The sequence below is a fragment of the Streptomyces populi genome, from assembly GCF_002911015.1.
Lineage (GTDB): Bacteria > Actinomycetota > Actinomycetes > Streptomycetales > Streptomycetaceae > Streptomyces > Streptomyces populi.
This window is the reverse complement of record NZ_KZ626845.1, coordinates 100,045-119,133: the sequence shown is the minus strand read 5'-3', so window position 1 is coordinate 119,133 and position 19,089 is coordinate 100,045. Positions and strand designations below refer to the sequence as shown.

14 protein-coding genes are annotated in these 19,089 nt (G+C 72.2%); 8 read left to right on the top strand and 6 right to left on the bottom strand.

The annotated features are described in order from the left end of the window. The first annotated feature begins 51 nt into the window (after positions 1-51). Positions 52-1,620: an acyl-CoA carboxylase subunit beta gene (locus CW362_RS05325; RefSeq protein ID WP_103548171.1), complete on the top strand. Its 1,569-nt coding sequence runs from the start codon at positions 52-54 to the stop codon at positions 1,618-1,620. Continuing rightward, positions 1,539-1,847: an acyl-CoA carboxylase subunit epsilon gene (locus CW362_RS45570; protein ID WP_103548170.1), complete on the top strand. Its 309-nt coding sequence runs from the start codon at positions 1,539-1,541 to the stop codon at positions 1,845-1,847. Before CW362_RS05325 ends, CW362_RS45570 begins: the two co-directional genes overlap by 82 nt. Positions 1,848-2,021: 174 nt before the next feature. Here the strand turns inward: CW362_RS45570 and CW362_RS05315 are convergent, their stop codons facing one another. Continuing rightward, a complete protein-coding gene (locus CW362_RS05315; protein WP_162683964.1) occupies positions 2,022-2,846 on the bottom strand; it encodes an AfsR/SARP family transcriptional regulator in 825 nt (274 codons plus the stop codon). Between the two features lie 408 nt (positions 2,847-3,254). On the opposite strand from CW362_RS05315, the gene CW362_RS05310 reads away from it, so the two are divergent. Together CW362_RS05310 and CW362_RS05305 are read left to right on the top strand one after the other, a co-directional pair. Further along, the gene (locus CW362_RS05310) at positions 3,255-4,757 is read left to right on the top strand and encodes a 3' terminal RNA ribose 2'-O-methyltransferase Hen1 (RefSeq protein ID WP_103548168.1); all 1,503 of its coding nucleotides are present in this window, start codon (positions 3,255-3,257) and stop codon (positions 4,755-4,757) included. Then, on the top strand, positions 4,754-7,297 hold the full coding sequence (locus CW362_RS05305; RefSeq protein WP_103548167.1) for a polynucleotide kinase-phosphatase: 2,544 nt from the start codon (positions 4,754-4,756) through the stop codon (positions 7,295-7,297). Before CW362_RS05310 ends, CW362_RS05305 begins: the two co-directional genes overlap by 4 nt. Positions 7,298-7,598: 301 nt before the next feature. Here CW362_RS05305 and CW362_RS05300 read toward each other — a convergent pair whose 3' ends face one another. Both CW362_RS05300 and CW362_RS05295 read right to left on the bottom strand, forming a co-directional pair. Beyond that, complete coding sequence (locus CW362_RS05300; protein WP_103548166.1) at positions 7,599-8,492, bottom strand: hypothetical protein; 894 nt, start codon at positions 8,490-8,492, stop codon at positions 7,599-7,601. Continuing rightward, the gene (locus CW362_RS05295; RefSeq protein ID WP_103548232.1) at positions 8,489-9,568 is read right to left on the bottom strand and encodes an SPFH domain-containing protein; all 1,080 of its coding nucleotides are present in this window, start codon (positions 9,566-9,568) and stop codon (positions 8,489-8,491) included. Before CW362_RS05295 ends, CW362_RS05300 begins: the two co-directional genes overlap by 4 nt. A 240-nt stretch (positions 9,569-9,808) precedes the next feature. Between CW362_RS05295 and CW362_RS05290 the strand changes: the two genes are divergently transcribed. Continuing rightward, complete coding sequence (locus CW362_RS05290; RefSeq protein WP_162683963.1) at positions 9,809-11,032, top strand: arginine deiminase; 1,224 nt, start codon at positions 9,809-9,811, stop codon at positions 11,030-11,032. A gap of 271 nt (positions 11,033-11,303) precedes the next feature. Then, positions 11,304-12,311: an ornithine carbamoyltransferase gene (gene argF / locus CW362_RS05285; RefSeq protein WP_103548164.1), complete on the top strand. Its 1,008-nt coding sequence runs from the start codon at positions 11,304-11,306 to the stop codon at positions 12,309-12,311. A gap of 27 nt (positions 12,312-12,338) precedes the next feature. Here the strand turns inward: argF and CW362_RS05280 are convergent, their stop codons facing one another. Next, positions 12,339-12,779, bottom strand: coding sequence for an ATP-binding protein (locus tag CW362_RS05280; protein WP_240657651.1), 441 nt, complete (start codon positions 12,777-12,779; stop codon positions 12,339-12,341). A gap of 514 nt (positions 12,780-13,293) precedes the next feature. On the opposite strand from CW362_RS05280, the gene CW362_RS05275 reads away from it, so the two are divergent. Both CW362_RS05275 and CW362_RS05270 read left to right on the top strand, forming a co-directional pair. Then, positions 13,294-14,121 carry an enoyl-CoA hydratase family protein gene (locus CW362_RS05275; protein ID WP_103548162.1) on the top strand — a complete coding sequence of 276 codons (828 nt, stop codon included), beginning with the start codon at positions 13,294-13,296 and terminating at the stop codon, positions 14,119-14,121. A gap of 7 nt (positions 14,122-14,128) precedes the next feature. Then, entirely contained in the window at positions 14,129-16,417 is a 2,289-nt protein-coding gene (locus tag CW362_RS05270; protein WP_103548161.1) for a bifunctional salicylyl-CoA 5-hydroxylase/oxidoreductase, read from the top strand. 12 nt (positions 16,418-16,429) lie between these two features. On the opposite strand, the gene CW362_RS05265 is transcribed toward CW362_RS05270, so the two are convergent. Further along, positions 16,430-17,254: a PaaX family transcriptional regulator gene (locus CW362_RS05265; RefSeq protein WP_103548160.1), complete on the bottom strand. Its 825-nt coding sequence runs from the start codon at positions 17,252-17,254 to the stop codon at positions 16,430-16,432. Between the two features lie 15 nt (positions 17,255-17,269). Then, on the bottom strand, positions 17,270-19,018 hold the full coding sequence (locus tag CW362_RS05260; protein ID WP_103548159.1) for an AMP-binding protein: 1,749 nt from the start codon (positions 19,016-19,018) through the stop codon (positions 17,270-17,272). Positions 19,019-19,089: the final 71 nt, after the last annotated feature.

Genomic DNA, 19,089 nt, shown 5'->3' with positions numbered 1-19,089 from the left:
CCGCCCTGGATTTCCACAGTCAACGCGATCCACGCAGAAAGGGCGAAAGCGATGCCAACCACTGACGACACCGTCGCTCACCAACGGCTTGCCGAGCTGCGGGAGATCAAGGAGTCGGTCCGTGAGGGGCCGGACCCGGCAGCCACGGAACGCCAGCACGCCAAGGGCAAGCTGACCGCCCGGGAGCGCATCCAACTGCTGCTCGACGCGGGCTCGTTCACCGAGGTCGAGGCGCTGCGCCGGCACCGGGCGACCGGGTTCGGCCTGGAGGCCAAGAGGCCGTACACGGACGGTGTGATCACCGGCTGGGGCACGGTCGAGGGCCGTACGGTCTTCGTCTACGCGCACGACTTCCGGATCTTCGGCGGGGCGCTGGGCGAGGCCCACGCCACGAAGATCCACAAGATCATGGACATGGCCATCGCGGCCGGTGCCCCGCTGGTCTCCCTCAACGACGGCGCGGGCGCCCGGATCCAGGAGGGCGTGAGCGCGCTCGCCGGCTACGGCGGCATCTTCCAGCGCAACACCAGGGCCTCCGGCGTCATCCCGCAGATCAGTGTGATGCTCGGCCCCTGTGCCGGCGGCGCCGCCTACTCCCCGGCGCTGACCGACTTCGTGTTCATGGTCCGCGAGACCTCGCAGATGTTCATCACCGGCCCCGACGTGGTGCGCGCCGTCACGGGTGAGGAGATCAGCCAGAACGGTCTCGGCGGCGCCGACGTGCACGCGGCCACCTCCGGGGTGGCGCACGCCGCCTACGACGACGAGGAGTCCTGCCTGGAGGACGTGCGCCACCTCCTGTCGCTCCTGCCCGCCAACAACCGCGAACTCCCGCCCGCCGAGGAGTGCGCGGATCCGGCCGACCGGCGCACCGACGTCCTGCGCGACCTGGTGCCGCAGGACCCCAACCGTGCCTACGACATGCGCGCGGTGATCGAGGAGATCGTCGACGACGGCGAGTTCTTCGAGGTGCACTCCGCGTGGTCCACCAACATCCTCTGCGCGCTCGCCCGCCTCGACGGCCAGGTGGTCGGCATCGTCGCCAACCAGCCCTCGTCGCTCGCCGGCGTCCTGGACATCGGGGCGTCGGAGAAGGGTGCCCGCTTCATCCAGCTGTGCGACGCGTTCAGCATCCCCCTGGTCTCCCTCGTCGACGTGCCCGGCTTCCTGCCCGGTGTGAGCCAGGAGCACGGTGGCGTGATCCGGCACGGCGCGAAGCTGCTGTACGCGTACTGCAACGCCACGGTCCCGCGGATCCAGCTGATCCTGCGCAAGGCGTACGGCGGCGCCTACATCGTGATGGATTCCCGGTCCATCGGGGCCGACGTCTCCCTGGCGTGGCCCTCGAACGAGATAGCGGTGATGGGCGCGGAGGGCGCGGCGAACGTGATCTTCCGCCGGGAGATCGCGGCGGCCTCCGACCCGGAGGCGGTGCGGCAGCAGAAGATCAAGGAGTACCGGACGGAACTGATGCACCCCTACTACGCGGCGGAACGCGGGCTGGTGGACGACGTCATCGACCCGGGCGACACCCGGTCGTGCCTGATCCGCTCTCTCGCGATGCTGCGCAGCAAGCACGCCGACCTGCCGTCGCGCAAGCACGGCAACCCTCCGCTGTGACGCCGGGTGGTCCGGACCTCGTCCGGGTGCTCCACGGGAATCCGAGCGACGAGGATCTCGCCGCGCTCACGGTCGTCCTGTGCGCCGTGACGCGGCACCTCGCGGCGGCACCGGTCCGGCCCGGCGTCCCGAGGGCCGGCTGGGGGGACACGCGGCGGGACCGGTCCTGGTCGGCGGGTTCGTGGCGGGCCGCGTCACGGGGATGGGGACGGGGGAGCCGTGCGTGAGGCGCTCGTCGCCGACGGGGCCGAGTGCGAGGCGGAGGACTGAGGAGCCCGGGGCGGGACGGCGTACCCACTCGGAAGCGGTCTCGGTCGTCCGGTGGCGCACCCTGTGCGATGCGCGCAGGGTGCGCCACCGGAGCCGGCTCGGGCGGTCTCGGGCAACCCGTGATCATGCGACTACGCGGCACAAGGACGCGACGGGTCCAGGCTCAAGATGTCGTCCCGAAGCAGCAGGGAGGTATCTCCGGAGAGGATTTTCTCGTGGATTTTCGTGACGTGCGGTGACGGTTCTATTCCCAGTTCTTCACGCAGGTTTTTGTGGAGTTTCCGGAATGTTTCAAGAGCTTGTGCCGGACGCCCCGAACGATACTGAGAAACCATGAGAAGGGAATGCGTGCGCTCGTGCAGTGGATCCTGAATTACCAGTCCTGAAAGTTCACCTATCAACTGGTGGTGTCGGCCCAGATGCAGATCGGCTTCGATGCGCTGTTCGACGGCGACGGTGCGGGATTCCTCGAGCGAGGTGCGGTGGGCCAGGAGCTGCGGTCCGATGCGGACGTCCGCGAGGGCGGGGCCGCGCCACGTCTGCAGGGCCCGCTGGAGCGACATCGTCGCTCTCTGGTAGTCCCCGGCCGCGAGCTCCCGGCGGCCCTGCTCGGTGTGCCTGGCGAAGCGGTCGGCGTCATGAACTCCGCCGTCCTGCGGCAGCAGTTGGTAACCCCAGCCCGTGTAGGGCAGTACGTCATGGGCCACCTGCTCGGTGCCGGTCTGCAAGGTCGTGGCGAGCGCGCGTCTCAGGAGGACGATGTAGGTCTGTATGACGGTCACCGCACTGGCCGGCGGATCGTGCTCCCACAGTTCGTCCACGAGTGCGTCCGTCGGTACGACGTGACCGGTGCGGGCGGCGAGCAGGGCGAGTAATTGGCGAGGTTTCGGCGCCGTCGGCGCCGCTTCTCGCCCTGCTGATCCGACGCTGAGCGGCCCGAGTATTCCGATGTCCATGTTCCCCCTTGGCTGCACGCCCAAAGTGCGACGCGTCGACATCGAACAATGAGGGAGCCGGCAACGCTGACGCCTCCCCCGAGAGCGTTCCTTTGAACAATACGATAGTTAACCTGTCACCTGTCAAGGTGAATCGGAGTGGTGTCGGTCCGATTTGCCGCCCTCGGAGGCGCGCCGCACATTGTGTTTACTTTGCGAAAAAAATACTGTCGCCGGGTGGTGTCGAAGGAGATCGCCGAATCCCTGCGCACCTGCCGGGGATTCGCCGGGAGCGGCCATTTCGCATCGTGACGGCCGCCTTCGCCGGGCCCGGGCGGGACACGACCGCCGGGTGCGCCGAGGCGGGGCCCCGCCCTTCACGGGTAATCCGGTACCGGCACGGGCCCGGCCGCACCCATACTCGTTCATGTGTTCCTGACGATCTCCACCACCGGCAACGAGCAGCACCCGGCCACCGACCTGGGGTTCTTGCTCCACAAGCATCCTGACAACCCGTTCTCGACCGGCCTGTCCTACGGCACGGCGCACGTGCTGTACCCCGAGGCGACCGCCGAGCGGTGCACGGCCGCCCTGCTGGTCGAGGTCGACCCGGTGGCGCTGGTCCGGCGAAGCAAGGGCAAGGGGCGCGGCGGCGCCCCCGACGCGGCACTCGCGCAGTACGTCAACGACCGCCCGTACGCCGCTTCCTCGCTGCTCGCCGTGGCGATCGGTTCCGTCTTCTCCAGCGCGATGAAGGGTCAGTGCAACGCCCGGCCCGAGCTGCCGGCCGAGACCAGGCCGCTGCGCGTCGAGGTGCCCGCGCTGCCCGCGCGCGGCGGCCCCGACCTGGTCCGAGCGCTCTTCGAGCCGCTGGGCTGGACGGTGACGGCCGAGGCGGTGCCGCTCGACGAGCGCTTCCCGGAGTGGGGCGACTCCCGCTACGTACGCCTGGAACTCGTGGCGGAGGGGCTGACGGTCGCCGAAGCCCTGCGTCACCTCTATGTGCTGCTCCCCGTCCTCGACGACGCCAAGCACTACTGGGTGTCGTCCGACGAGGTCGACAAGCTGCTGCGGGCGGGCGAGGGCTGGCTGCCGGACCACCCGGAGCAGAAGCTGATCGCCGGCCGCTATCTCTCCCGGCGCTGGTCGCTGACCCGGGAGGCCCTGGAGCGGCTCGAACTCGCCCGGCTCGCCGAGGCCGACGACATCGCGGTCGAGGAGATCGACAACGCGGTCGACGAGGAGACCGACACCGAGGAGAAGCCGGTGCCGCTCGCCGTGCTGCGCCGGGACGCGATCCTCGCCGCGCTGCACGCCTCCGGCGCGAGCCGGGTCCTCGACCTCGGCTGCGGACAGGGCCAGTTGGTACAGGCGCTGCTCAAGGACACCCGGTTCACCGAGATCGTCGGGGTCGACGTGTCGATGCGCGCGCTCACCATCGCCTCGCGCCGCCTCAAGCTGGACCGCATGGGTGAGCGGCAGGCGGAGCGCGTCCGGCTCGTCCAGGGCTCGCTCGCCTACACCGACCGCCGTCTCAAGGGGTACGACGCGGCCGTGCTCAGCGAGGTCATCGAGCACCTCGACCTGCCCCGGCTGCCCGCCCTGGAGTACGCGGTGTTCGGTTCCGCCCGTCCGCGGACCGTTCTCGTGACGACCCCGAACGTCGAGTACAACGTCCGCTGGGAGAGCCTGCCCGCCGGACACTCCCGGCACGGCGACCACCGCTTCGAGTGGACCCGCGAGGAGTTCCGCTCCTGGGCCCGCGAGGTGGCCGGACGGCACGGCTACGACGTGGAGTTCACCCCCGTCGGCCTCGACGACCCCGAGGTCGGCCCGCCCACCCAGATGGCCGTCTTCACCCTGGCCACCGGCACCACCGGCACCACCGGCACCACCGGCACCCCGAACACGAAGGAGGAGAAGGCCGCATGAGCGAGCGACACGACCAGGGGCGCGTACTGCCCGTCACCGACCTCTCCCTCGTGGTGCTGATCGGCGCCTCGGGCTCCGGCAAGTCGACCTTCGCCCGGCGGCACTTCAAGCCGACGGAAGTCATCTCCAGCGACTTCTGCCGGGGTCTGGTCGCCGACGACGAGAACGACCAGAGCGCCAGCGGCGACGCCTTCGACGTCCTCTACTACATCGCCGGCAAGCGGCTCGAGGCCGGCCGCCGGACCGTCGTCGACGCCACCAGCGTCCAGCAGGACAGCCGTCGCCGGCTCATCGAACTCGCCAAGAAGTACGACGTGCTGCCCATCGCGATCGTGCTCGACGTGCCCGAGGAGGTCTGCGCCGAACGCAACGCGGGCCGCACCGACCGTGCCGGGATGCCGCGCCGCGTGATCCAGCGCCACATCCGCGAACTGCGCCGCTCGCTGCGCTCCTTGGAGCGCGAGGGCTTCCGCAAGGTGCACGTCCTGCGCGGGGTGACGGACGTCGAGAACGCGTCGGTGGTGACCGAGAAGCGGTACAACGACCTGACGCACCTCACCGGACCGTTCGACATCGTCGGCGACATCCACGGCTGCGCCTCGGAGCTGGAGACCCTGCTCGGCAAGCTCGGCTACGTCGACGGCGTGCACCCCGAGGGCCGTACGGCCGTGTTCGTGGGCGACCTCGTCGACCGCGGTCCGGACTCGCCCGGCGTGCTGCGCCGCGTGATGTCCATGGTCGCCTCGGGCAACGCCCTGTGCGTGCCCGGCAACCATGAGAACAAGCTCGGCCGCCACCTCAGGGGCCGCCAGGTCCAGCACACCCACGGACTCGCCGAGACGATCGAGCAGATGGGCGCGGAGAGCGAGGAGTTCCACGCCACGGTGAGGGAGTTCATCGACGGACTGGTCAGTCACTACGTCCTCGACGGTGGACGCCTCGTCGTCTGCCACGCCGGCCTGCCCGAGAAGTACCACGGCCGCACCTCGGGCCGGGTGCGCTCGCACGCCCTGTACGGCGACACGACGGGGGAGACCGACGAGTTCGGGCTGCCCGTGCGCTACCCGTGGGCGGAGGACTACCGGGGCCGCGCCGCGGTCGTCTACGGCCACACCCCGGTCCCCAACGCCACCTGGCTCAACAACACCATCTGCCTGGACACCGGCGCGGTGTTCGGCGGCAAGCTCAGCGCCCTGCGCTGGCCGGAGCGCGAACTCGTCGACGTCCCCGCCGAGCGGGTCTGGTACGAGCCGTCCAAGCCGCTGGCCACCGAGGCGCCGGGCGGTCACGAGGGCCGTCCGCTGGACCTCGCGGACGTGCACGGCCGCAGGGCCGTCGAGACCCGGCACGCCGGACGGGTGGCCGTCCGCGAGGAGAACGCGGCGGCGGCCCTGGAGGTCATGAGCCGTTTCGCGGTGGACCCCCGGCTGCTCCCGTACCTCCCGCCGACCATGGCGCCGACCGCGACCTCGCACGTCGAGGGCTATCTGGAGCACCCCGCCGAGGCCTTCGCCCAGTACCAGGAGGACGGGGTCGCGCGGGTCGTGTGCGAGGAGAAGCACATGGGGTCGCGGGCGGTGGCCCTGGTCTGCCGGGACGCGGACGTCGCGCGTGCCCGGTTCGGCGTCGACGGCCTCACCGGCTCGCTGTACACCCGTACCGGCCGCCCCTTCTTCGACGACGCCGCCGTCACCGAGGAGATCCTCGGCCGGGTGCGGGCCGCCGCGACCGAGGCCGGGCTGTGGGAGGAGCTGAACACCGACTGGGTGCTGCTGGACGCCGAGCTGATGCCGTGGTCGCTGAAGGCGTCCGGGCTGCTGCGCAGTCAGTACGCCGCGGTCGGCGCCGCGTCAGGGGCGGTGTTCCCGGGAGTGCTGAGCGCGCTCGAAGGCGTGGCGGCGCGGGGCGTCGACGTCACGGAGCTGCTGACGCGCCAGCGTGAACGGGCCGCGGACGCGGCCGCGTTCACGGACGCGTACCGCCGCTACTGCTGGACGACGGACGGCCTCGAAGGCGTCCGCCTGGCACCGTTCCAGATCCTGGCCGTCCAGGGCCGGAGCCTCGCCGGGCTGCCGCACGACGAGCAGCTCGCCCTGATCGACCGGCTCGTGGAGAACGACGGGAGCGGACTGCTGCACACCACCCGGCGGCTCTTCGTCGACACCGGTGACCCGGAGTCGGTGCGGGCCGGTGTCGACTGGTGGCTGGAGATGACCGGCCGCGGCGGCGAGGGCATGGTCGTGAAGCCGGTCGGCGCGGTGGTGCGCGGCGAGAACGGGCGCCTGGTGCAGCCCGGCATCAAGTGCCGGGGCCGCGAGTACCTGCGGATCATCTACGGTCCGGAGTACACCCGCCCGGAGAACCTCGCCCGGCTGCGCGGCCGCTTCCTCAACCACAAGCGGTCCCTGGCCCTCCGTGAGTACGCACTCGGCCTCGAAGCGCTGGACCGCCTGGCCGAGGGCGAGCCCCTCTGGCGCGTCCACGAGGCGGTCTTCGGAGTCCTCTCCCTGGAATCCGAACCGGTGGACCCCCGCCTGTAGAGGTACACCCCGGCGGGCCCCGTCAGGGGCGCGGGGAACGGCGCGCCCGGCCCGCACCGGGCGGGCGGCCGAACCCCGCACTCCCCTCGGGCGGGGCGCTGTGCCCCGGTCCGGGCCCCGTCAGGGGCGCGGGGAACGGCGCGCTCAGCCCCCACCGTGCGGACAGCCGAACCCGCCCCCACCGGGGCCGCGGCCGGGGACCCGCCCCCCACCGGGGGCACGCGACCGACCCCGGCCGGGGAGAGCCCGGTCCGGGGCGGCGGGGTTCGGCACGGCCGGTCGGTGAGGGAGCGAAGCGAACCTAACCGACCAGGCGGAGCCGAACCCCGGCCACACCCACGTGCACCGTCTGCCCCCAGACCAGCTCCACCGCATCCCCCTCCATCCCGTCCCCGAAGACGATGAGCCGGTCCGACTCCACCGTGAGGGACAGCTTTCCCGAGGCGGTGAGTTCGCCGGCCACGAGCGAGGTGCCCGTGGCCGGCGACGGCCAGGCCTCGCGGACGAACCAGAGCAGCCGTTCGTCCGTGGGCCCCGGCAGCGGCATCCGCTCGCCCCGCTCCTGCCACACCGACCGGAGCCAGCCGGTGGCCCCGGTCCCGGTCCCCACCAGCACCCCGGAGGACGCCTGGGACTCGACGGCACCCCCGTACTCGTCGAGCCCCAGCCGATAGCGGGCCGTCTGATGGCCCGCGGCTCCCAGATAGATCTCGTTGAGCGCGACCAGCCGCTGGGTGTCGTCCGCGACCGCCTCGACCATGGTCAGCTCGTCGGCGCCGCCCCCGTGCGCCGAGGCCAGCAGCGCGCCCGCGTCCCGGGGCCGGTGCCGCACCAGCACGCCGGGATTGCGCCCGGGGTCGGCGTCGATCCCCACCACCGGCTGGCCTTCCAGGTACTTGGCGACGTTCGCGACCAGCCCGTCCTGCCCGACCACGACCACCACGTCCTCCGGCGCGAACAGGAAGCGGTCCAGGTCGGAACGTTCCACGCGCGCCTGACGCCAGGTCAGCGGAATGGCCGCGACCACGGCGGCGAGCGCCTCGCGGGAGCGCCGGTGCCGTTCGGCCACCTCCGCGATGTCCCGGCCGCGCGAGGCCAGGAAGAACGCCGCCTGCCCGTGCGTGCCGTGCCGGGCCGTCAACTCCTCGTACTCGGTGGTCCGGTGGACGAGGACGACCCGGGGGGCGAGACTCACGCCCGGTCCTCGGCGGCCCCGTTGCCCAGCTTGGCGAGCAGCCCGGTGAGGACGTCGGGCGAGACGGTGAGGTTCTCGATCCGCGGCAGGTTCTCCGCGAGCCGGCTCCCGGTCAGGGCGTGCAGCGTGGCGACGTCGACGTCGCCGTGGACCCGCAGCCAGGCCGCCTGCGCCTCGGCCCGCGCCGCGCCGACCTCGCGCTCGGCCTGCGCCTCGGCCCCCGCGAGCCGTACCTTGCGGGTGGCCTCCGCCTCGGCGAGCCGCAGCGACCGGGTGGCCTCGGCCTCGGCGAGCCGGACCGTGCGGGCCGCCTCCGCCCCGGCGCGCACCGCGTCCGCCGCCGCGTGTTCCTCGGCCTCGCGGCGCGCGTTCGTGCCCTTCTGCTCGACCAACTGCTCCTCGCGCCGGGCGAGTTCGATCTGGCTGGCGAGTTCGTTCTCGGCGATGGCGCGTTCCCGTTCGACGGCGACCGCCCGGCGTTCGTACGTGGCCTTGTCCGCGTCCTGCTGGATCTGCTCGCGGGCGGGGGTGCGCAGCGCCCGTTCCACCTCGGGCTCCGGGCGCAGCGCGACGACCCGTACCGCGACCACCTCGATGCCGGTGGCGGGCAGCCGGGGTTCGGCGGCGAGGCCGCCCGCGATCCGTTCCCGCACCGCGGCGACACCGTCGACCAGTGCGGACGCCAGCGATGTGCGGGCCAGCACGTCGAGCGCGTGCTGCTGGGCCGTCTCGGTCAGCAGCGAGCCCAGCTGCTCCAGCGGGGTGCCGCGCCAGGCCCCGGAGTCGGGGTCTATGGAGAAGTCGATGCGGGAGGCCGCGACCGCGGGGTCGCTGATCCGGTAGGTGACGGTCGCCTGCACCGCGATGTCCTGGAAGTCGGACGTACGGGCGTGGAAGGTCATCGCCAACTCACGGTCGTCGACCGGTACTTCGGAGAGAGCGGCGGTCAGTGAGCGGTACCAGAAGCTGAGTCCGGGGCCGTCGTGGACCAGTTGCCCCGACTTGTGGTGCCGGATGTGGGCGGTGGGCGCCCCGCGCAGATGGCGCCAGCCGAGGCGTCGTGTGATGTCGGCCATGAGTACCCCCTCGGCGCCGGGCGGTCCCGGCGGCTCCACGTCCTTCGTTGTCGTCATCAAGACGATAATGGGGGACGTGCTTATCGTCAAGGGGACGAAATGAATCCGGTGTCACGGAGGAGACGTCCCTGCCCGAAGGGCCGGGGGAAGCGCGCGCGGTGTCGTGGGGCGGACGGGAATTGTCGGGCGGACCCTGACGATCCACGGGTGAACACGCGTCCGGATGGTCAGGATGGAGGCATGGGATTCCACGTCGACTCCGAGGCCGGGCGGCTGCGCCGCGTCATCCTGCACCGGCCCGATCTCGAGCTCAAGAGGCTCACCCCCAGCAACAAGGACGCGCTCCTCTTCGACGACGTGCTCTGGGTGCGCCGGGCGCGCGCGGAACACGACGGGTTCGCCGACGTGCTGCGCGACCGCGGGGTCGTCGTCCACCTCTTCGGCGACCTGCTCGCCGAGACCCTGGCGATCGGGGCGGCCAGGTCGCTCGTCCTGGACCGGGTCTTCGACGAGAAGGAGTACGGGCCGCTCGCCACCGACCACCTCCGGGCCGCCTTCGAGGCCATGCCCGCCGCGGAACTGGCGTCCGCACTGGTCGGCGGCATGACCAAGCGCGAGTTCCTGGAAGCGCACGCGGAACCGACCTCCGTGCGCTTCCACGTCATGGACCTCGACGACTTCCTCCTGCGGCCGCTGCCCAACCACCTCTTCACCCGTGACACCTCGGCCTGGATCTACGACGGCGTCTCCATCAACGCCATGCGCTGGCCGGCCCGGCAGCGCGAGACCGTGCACTTCGAGGCGATCTACCGGCACCACCCGCTCTTCCGCGAGGAGGGCTTCAACCTCTGGTCGGAGGGGCAGGCGGACTACCCGTCCACCATCGAGGGCGGTGACGTCCTGGTCATCGGCAACGGCGCGGTGCTCATCGGCATGAGCGAGCGGACGACGCCCCAGGCCGTCGAGATGCTCGCCCACAAGCTGTTCGCGGCCGGCTCGGCGCGCACCATCGTGGCGCTCGACATGCCCAAGCGGCGGGCGCTCATGCACCTCGACACCGTGATGACGATGGTCGACGGCGACATCTTCACGCAGTACGCGGGGCTCGGCATGCTCCGCTCGTACACCATCGAGCCGGGCGCGGGCGACAAGGAGCTGAAGGTCACCGACCATCCCCCGGAGCACATGCACCGCGCCATCGCCGCGGCGCTCGGCCTGAGCGAGATCCGGGTCCTGACCGCGACGCAGGACGTGCACGCGGCCGAGCGGGAGCAGTGGGACGACGGCTGCAACGTCCTCGCCGTCGAGCCGGGCGTCGTCATCGCCTACGAGCGCAACGCCACCACCAACACCCATCTGCGCAAGCAGGGCATAGAGGTGATCGAGATCCCGGGCAGCGAGCTGGGCCGGGGCAGGGGCGGCCCGCGCTGCATGAGCTGTCCCGTCGAACGCGACCCCGTGTGAACGCGACCCCGTGCGGAGGTCCCGCCGGGGCTCCCGCCGGAGTCGCGCACGGGCTCGCGCGGGGGGTTGGGTGCGGGGGGCGGGTGCGAGGGGTGGGCGCGTGCGGGACCTCGGGCGGGGCTTCGTGCCGGGCCGCCGGTGGAACCGATGGGGGAGCGGCGCGTGGGGTCGGCACACGAGTCGAACTATTGGCCGCATATAAATGCTAGGCGTCGTATAGAATTCCAGAAGTCCGGTCCCGCCCTCACCCCGTCATCCCTGGAGCGCCCCCATGGCGACAGTCCCGACCGCCCTCGTCGGCCGTCACTTCCTCAAGGAGCTGGACTTCACGGAGGAGGAGTTCCTCGGCCTGGTCGAGCTGGCCGCCGGGCTCAAGGCGGCCAAGAGGGCCGGGGCGGAGACCCGGTATCTACAGGGCAGGAACATCGCGCTGATCTTCGAGAAGACCTCGACGCGCACCCGCTGCGCCTTCGAGGTCGCGGCCGCGGACCAGGGTGCCTCGACGACGTACCTGGACCCGTCCGGCTCGCAGATCGGCCACAAGGAGTCGGTGAAGGACACCGCCCGCGTGCTCGGCCGCATGTTCGACGCCATCGAGTACCGCGGCGACAGCCAGGCCGCGGTGGAGGAGCTGGCCGCCCACGCCGGAGTGCCGGTCTACAACGGCCTCACGGACGACTGGCACCCCACCCAGATGCTGGCCGACGTCCTCACGATGACCGAGCACTGCGCCAGGCCGGTCGGTGAGATCGCCTTCGCCTACCTGGGGGACGCCCGTTTCAACATGGGCAACTCGTACCTGATCACCGGGGCCCTGCTCGGCATGGACGTGCGGATCGTGGCCCCGAAGGCCTACTGGCCGGCCGACGAGATCGTCGAGCGGGCCCGCGGACTCGCCGCGGAGAACGGCGGCCGCGTCACCCTCACCGAGCAGGTGGACGAGGGGGTGCGGGGGGCCGACTTCGTGGCCACCGACGTCTGGGTCTCCATGGGAGAGCCCAAGGAGGTGTGGGCCGAGCGCATCGCCGCCCTCGTCCCGTACGCCGTGACCATGGACGTGCTGCGCGCCACCGGCAACCCGGACGTGAAGTTCCTGCACTGCCTCCCGGCCTTCCACGACCTCGGCACCCGGGTGGGCCGTGAGCTGTACGAGGTGCACGGACTCGACTCGCTCGAGGTCACCGACGAGGTCTTCGAGTCGGCGCACTCCGTCGTCTTCGACCAGGCCGAGAACCGGCTGCACACCATCAAGGCGATCATGGTCGCCACGCTGGCCTGACCGCTGCGGCCGCCCGGGCGGGCACCGCTACAGCACCGGCTGCCGCTGGGCGGGAATCACGGGCAGCCGGAACCAGACCGCCTTGCCCGAATCGGTGGGGCGGTGCCCACAGGCGGAGCTGAGGGCCCGGAGCAGCAGCAGGCCGCGCCCGTGCTCCTGCCAGGGGTCCGGCTCACCGGGCGGGTGCGGCAGGGTGAGGTCCAGCGGCGGCGCCGGGTCCGGGTCGTGCACCTCGACCCGGCAGCCGGTCGGCATCAGTTCCACGACCAGCTCTATCGGTCCGTCGCCCGCGGTGTGCTCGACGGCGTTGGCGACCAGCTCCGCGGTGAGCAGCTCTGCGGTGTCGCTGTCGGCCGCGTGCTCGCGTTCCGAGAACGCCCTGCGGACCAGGGCGCGGGCCACCGGCACGGCCGCGAAGGTGTGCGGCAGCGCGATGCGCCAGAAGGCGGGTGCTGGAATGTCGTGCAAGGCGGGTCCGTTCGTGGAGCAGGGCGTCCTGCTTACAACCTTAGGAATGGTACGGCGCACTCCGGGGAACGCGCGCGGTGGGCTTTCTCGGGACATCGGCCGATGTGTCCCCGGGCGGCCGCGGCCTCCTTTCGGGACGTTCGGTCCGATACGGGTCCTGTACCCGGACGAACGGTCCCCCTCCCGCGTCCGCTCCCGCCGTTACACGGCTGTCGACGACCGGTGACGCGGTGACGGACCGCGCCTCGCCCGCGGCCGTCCCTTCACTTTCTGTGGCCGCACCCTCACCGCACGCGCCCGTCGCTTCACGAATCGCAGCCATCACCCCGCACCGTGTCACCCCGCGCCGCGCCTCCCCGCCGCGTCACGTCCCGCCGCCCCCGGAGCGCCCCGGCTGCCGGTACACACGAGTGCGCGATCACTCTATCGCGGACTCGTGACGACAGTCACAAATCGGTGATAGCTTGGTAGGACAGCCGCATCGCGTCGCCCCCGCCCTAGGAGGCCGCCCGCCATGAGTCCCTTCACCGGCTCCGCCGGCCGCACCCCCGACTGGCACCATCTGAGGTACGAGCTCACCGACGGCGTCGCCACGGTCACCCTGACCCGCCCCGAGAAGCTCAACGCGCTCACCTTCGGCGCCTACGCCGACCTGCGCGACCTGCTCGCCGAACTGTCCCGCGAACGGTCCGTGCGCGCCCTGGTGCTCGCCGGCGAGGGCCGCGGATTCTGCTCCGGCGGCGACGTCGACGAGATCATCGGCGCGACCCTCTCGATGGACACCGCCCAGCTCCTCGACTTCAACCGGATGACCGGGCAGGTCGTCAGGGCCGTACGGGAATGCCCGTTCCCGGTGATCGCGGCGGTGCACGGGGTGGCGGCGGGCGCCGGGGCCGTGCTGGCGCTGGCCGCGGACTTCCGGGTGGCCGACCCGAGCGCCCGCTTCGCCTTCCTCTTCACCCGGGTCGGGTTGTCCGGCGGCGACATGGGCGCGGCCTACCTGCTGCCCCGCGTGGTCGGGCTCGGCCACGCGACCCGGCTGCTGATGCTCGGCGAACCGGTGCGCGCGCCCGAGGCCGAGCGCATCGGGCTGATCAGCGAACTCACCGACGAGGGGCACGCCGACGAGGGCGCCCAAGCACTGGCCCGCCGCCTCGCCGACGGCCCGGCCCTGGCGTACGCCCAGACCAAGGCGCTGCTCACCGCCGAACTGGACATGCCGCTCGCGGCCGCCGTCGAACTGGACGCCGCGACCCAGGCCCTGCTCATGAACGGCGAGGACTACACGGAGTTCCACGCGGCCTTCACGGAGAAGCGGGCCCCGAAGTGGCGGGGGAGGTGAGTCCGGGATGCGCGTGAACGGCGGCGCGAGGCGGGTCGCGGTGATCGGCGGGGGCCCCGGCGGCCTCTACGCCGCGGCCCTCCTCAAGCGCCTGGACCCGGACCGTGAGATCACCGTCTGGGAACGCAACGCGCCCGACGACACCTTCGGCTTCGGTGTCGTCCTGTCCGACGAGACCCTGGGCAACATCGAACACGCCGACCCGGTCGTGTACGCGGCGCTCCAGGCCGAGTTCGTCCGCTGGGACGACATCGACATCGTGCACCGCGGAGTGCGGCACACCTCCGGCGGCCACGGCTTCGCCGCGCTCGGACGGCGCCGGCTCCTGGAGATCCTGCACGAGCGCTGCCGCTCGCTCGGCGTCGACCTGCGCTTCACGGCCGAGGCCCCGCCCGTGGACGAACTGATGGCGGCGTACGACCTCGTCGTCGCCGCCGACGGCGTGCACAGCCTCACCCGCGAGGCCCACGCGGAGGTGTTCCGGCCGTCCGTCGAGGAGCACCGCTGCCGCTACGTCTGGCTCGCCGCCGACTTCGCCTTCGACGCCTTCCGCTTCGAGATCGCCGAGACCGAGCACGGCGTGATGCAGCTGCACGGCTATCCGTACTCGGCCGACGCCTCCACCGTCATCATCGAGATGCGCGAAGAGGTCTGGCGCGCCTCGGGGTTCGCGGACCTCGACGAGGCGGAGTCCGTCGAACGGTGCGGCAAGATCTTCACGGACGCGCTCGGCGGACGCCCGCTGCGCTCCAACAGATCGGCGTGGACGACGTTCCGGACGATCGTCAACGACCGCTGGTCGCACGGCAATCTGGTGCTGCTCGGCGACGCGGCGCACACCGCCCACTTCTCCATCGGCTCCGGCACCAAGCTCGCCGTCGAGGACGCGCTCGCGCTGGCCGCCTGTCTGGAGGAACAGCCCTCCCTGGAGGAGGCGCTGACCGCGTACGAGGAGGAGCGGCGCCCGGTCGTCGCCTCCACCCAGCGGGCCGCCCGCGCCAGCCTCGGCTGGTTCGAGGACCTCGCCCGCTATCTCGGCCAGCCCACCCGGCAGTTCGCGTTCAACCTGCTCACCCGCAGCCGCCGCGTCACCCACGACAACCTGCGGCTGCGCGATCCGCGTTTCGTGGCCGCGGTCGAGCGCGAGTTCCGCTGCCCGCCCGGCACCCCGCCCATGTTCACCCCGTTCCGGCTGCGCGGACTGACCCTGCGCAACCGGGTCGTCGTCTCACCGATGGACATGTACTCGGCCGTGGACGGCGTGCCCGGCGACTTCCACCTCGTCCACCTGGGCGCACGGGCCCTGGGCGGCGCGGGACTGGTGATGACCGAGATGGTGTGCGTCAGCGCGGAGGGCCGCATCACGCCCGGCTGCGCGGGCCTCTACACCGCCCGGCAGGCCGAGTCCTGGCGGCGGATCGTGGACTTCACGCACCGTCAGGCGCCGGGCGCCGCGATCGGTCTCCAGCTCGGCCACGCCGGCCGCAAGGGATCCACGCGGCTGATGTGGGAGGGCATCGACGAACCCCTGCCGGACGGCAACTGGCCCCTCGTGGCCGCCTCCCCGCTCCCGTACAAGCCGGGCAGCCAGACCCCCCGCGAGCTCTCGCGCGCCCAGCTCACCGATCTGCGCGAGCAGTTCACCGCGGCCGCCTGCCGCGGGGCCCGCTGCGGTTTCGACCTCCTCGAACTGCACTGCGCCCACGGCTACCTGCTCTCCGGCTTCCTCTCCCCGCTGACCAACCGGCGCACCGACGCCTACGGCGGATCGCTGGAGAAGCGGCTGCGCTTCCCGCTCGAGGTGTTCGACGCGGTGCGGGCGGTGTGGCCCGCCGAGCGGCCGATGACCGTCCGCATCTCCGCCACCGACTGGGCCGAGGGCGGCACCACCGGGGACGACGCGGTCGCGATCGCGCGGGCCTTCGCCGCGCACGGCGCCGACGCGGTGGACGTGTCGACCGGCCAGGTGGTGGCGGACGAGCGGCCCGAGTACGGCCGCTCCTACCAGACGCCGTACGCGGACCGGATCCGGCACGAGACCGGGCTCCCGGTGATCGCCGTCGGCGCGATCTCCTCCTGGGACGACGTCAACTCCCTGATCCTGGCCGGGCGCACCGATCTGTGCGCGCTCGCCAGGCCGCACCTGTACGACCCGAACTGGACCCTGCACGCGGCGGCCGAACAGGGCTACGAGGGGCCGGGCGCCGACTGGCCGACGCCCTACCGCGCGGGCAGCCGCCGCCCGCAGACCGGCCGCACCGACGCGCCCAAACCCCGTCTCACCCTGGGGACTTGAGCGCGTCCGGGGTCAGGACCACACCGGCACCCCGGCGAACTCCGCACCCGCGTCCCGCAGTCGCTCGTGGAGCGCCTGGAAGACGGCGGCCGAGCGGGCGCCGGGCCAGTCGCCGGGGAGCAGGGCCGGGGGCAGCCCCGGGTCGGTGTAGGGGAGGTGGCGCCAGGAGTCGAGGGCGAGCAGATAGTCGCGGTAGGCCTCCTCCGGCGGGGTGTCCGTCCGCTCCTCCCAGGTGTGCAGCACGCGCGCGTGCCGGCCGAGGAACGCCTCGTGCTCCGCGGCGATCGCGGTCAGGTCCCACCAGCGCGCCACCGCGTCGACGGTCGCGGCGAACCCCAGGTGCTCGCCGCGGAACAGCTCCACGTACGTGTCGAGCCGCAGCCGCTCCAGGGTGTGCCGGGTCTCCTCGTACAGCCGTGCCGGGGCGATCCACACCCCGGGAGCGGCCGTGCCGAAGCCGAGACCGGACAGTCGCGAGCGCAGGACGTGCCGCTTCTGCCGTTCCGACTCGGGCACGGAGAAGACGGCGAGCACCCAGCCCTCGTCCTCGGGGGGCGCCGTCGCGTACACCCTGCGGTCGCCGTCGTCGAGCAGCTGCCGTGCGTCCGGCGACAACGCGTATCCGGCCGCGCCCGCCGGCGTGCGCGCCGGCTCCAGCAGTCCGCGGCGCTTGAGCCGGGACACGGAGGAGCGCACCGAGGGTGCGTCGACGCCGACCGCGGCGAGGAGCCGGATCAGCTCGGCCACCGGCACCGGGCCGGGCGCGAAGCGGCCGTAAGCGCCGTAGAAGGTGACGATGAGGGACCGGGGGGTGTGGTGCTCTGACACGTTGATCACTCTAGTGCGCCAAGATCACTTGGGATCGCCGCTCGGGGGCAAGCCGTCCTCGGGAGCGGGGGCCGGCTCCTCGGGCACCGGGGCCGGTTCGTCGTGCGCGGGGGCCGGCGTCCCGGCGGCGCCGGAAGGGGGCTCCTCCCGCAGTCTGAACCGCTGGAGCTTGCCCGTGGCGGTCCGTGGCAGCGCGTCCAGGAAGACGATCTCGCGGGGGCACTTGTACGGTGCCAGCTCGGACTTGAGGAAGGCGCGCAGCGCCTCCGCGTCCCGGCGGGCATTCTCCTTGAGCACGGTGTAGGCCACCGCGATCTGCCCGCGCGCCTCGTCGGCCCGCCCCACGACGGCCGTCTCCAGGACGTCCGGGTGCCGCAGCAGCGCGTCCTCGACCTCGGGGCCCGCGATGTTGTACCCCGCCGAGATGATCATGTCGTCGGCGCGGGCCACGTAGCGGAAGTAGCCGTCGGGGTCGCGCACGTAGGTGTCGCCGGTGATGTTCCAGCCGCCGCGCACGTACTCCCGCTGCCGGGGATCGGCGAGATACCGGCAGCCGACCGGACCGCGCACGGCGAGCAGGCCGGGCTCGCCGTCCGGCACCGGCGTCCCCCCGTCGTCGACCACCCGCGCCTGCCAGCCCGGCACGGGCACGCCCGTCGCACCCGGGCGGATGTCCTCGTCGGCGGCGGAGATGAAGATGTGCAGCAGCTCGGTGGCGCCGATGCCGTTGATGATGCCGAGCCCGGTGCGCTCCCGCCAGTCCTGCCAGGTCGCGGCGGGCAGGTTCTCGCCCGCGGACACACAGCGCCGCAGCGACCCGATGTCGTGCCCGGACTCCGCGAGTTCCGCGAGCATCGCCCGGTAGGCGGTCGGCGCGGTGAACAGCACGGAGACCCGGTGCTCGGCGATCGCGGGCAGCATCTGCCGGGGCCCCGCCTGCTCGAGCAGCAGGGAGCAGGCGCCGGCGCGCAGCGGGAAGACCACGAGACCGCCGAGCCCGAAGGTGAACCCCAGGGGAGGACTGCCCGCGAAGACGTCGTCCTCGTGGGGCCGCAGCACGTGCTCGGAGAAGGTGTCCGCGATCGCCAGCACGTCACGGTGGAAGTGCATGCAGCCCTTGGGCCGGCCGGTGGTGCCCGAGGTGAACGCGATCAGCGCCACGTCGTCGGCGGCCGTGTCCACCGCCTCGTACGGCTCGTCCGGGGCGCCGGTGATCCGCAGCAGCAGATCGCCGGGCCCGTCGCCGCCGTACGTCGTGATCCGCAGCCCCGGGACCTCGGCCTTGACCAGGTCGTCGACCGAGCGGACGTCGCACAGTGCGTGCGTCACCCGCGCGATCGAGCACATCGTGCCCAGCTCGTGCGGCCGCTGCTGCGCGAGCACCGTGACGGCGACCGCGCCCGCCTTCAGCACCGCCAGCCAGCAGGCCGCCAGCCACGGTGTCGTCGGGCCGCGCAGCAGCACCCGGTTGCCCGGGACGACACCCAGCTCGCCGGTCAGCACATGGGCGATCCGGTCGACCCGGGCGCGCAGCTGCCCGTACGTCCACGGCGGGCCGGAGGGGGTGCGGAACACCGGCCGTCCGGCGTCGGTGCCCGCGAGGAGTTCGGCGGCGCAGTTGAGCCGGGCGGGGTAGCGCAGCCCGGGCAGGTCGAAGCGGAGCTCGGGCCACTGGTCGGGAGGCGGGAGGTGGTCGCGCGCGAAGGTGTCGACGTGGGCCGAGCGGGCCGGCTCCGGGGTGTCTTCGGGATCCAGGGGATCCACAAGGTCCATGGCGTCTCGCCCCCTTGCCTTGGTGGGCCGCCCCGGTGGGCGTCGTGGTGGGCTCGCACAAGGAGCGTATC

Coding starts and splice junctions, on each gene's coding strand:
- CW362_RS05295 (WP_103548232.1), bottom strand. CDS start 9,568: ATGGCCGACATCACACGACGCCTCGGCTGGCGCCATCTGCGCGGGGCG.
- CW362_RS05290 (WP_162683963.1), top strand. CDS start 9,809: ATGGGATTCCACGTCGACTCCGAGGCCGGGCGGCTGCGCCGCGTCATC.
- CW362_RS05260 (WP_103548159.1), bottom strand. CDS start 19,018: ATGGACCTTGTGGATCCCCTGGATCCCGAAGACACCCCGGAGCCGGCC.
- CW362_RS05275 (WP_103548162.1), top strand. CDS start 13,294: ATGAGTCCCTTCACCGGCTCCGCCGGCCGCACCCCCGACTGGCACCAT.
- CW362_RS05305 (WP_103548167.1), top strand. CDS start 4,754: ATGAGCGAGCGACACGACCAGGGGCGCGTACTGCCCGTCACCGACCTC.
- CW362_RS05270 (WP_103548161.1), top strand. CDS start 14,129: ATGCGCGTGAACGGCGGCGCGAGGCGGGTCGCGGTGATCGGCGGGGGC.
- CW362_RS05315 (WP_162683964.1), bottom strand. CDS start 2,846: ATGGACATCGGAATACTCGGGCCGCTCAGCGTCGGATCAGCAGGGCGA.
- CW362_RS05325 (WP_103548171.1), top strand. CDS start 52: ATGCCAACCACTGACGACACCGTCGCTCACCAACGGCTTGCCGAGCTG.
- argF (WP_103548164.1), top strand. CDS start 11,304: ATGGCGACAGTCCCGACCGCCCTCGTCGGCCGTCACTTCCTCAAGGAG.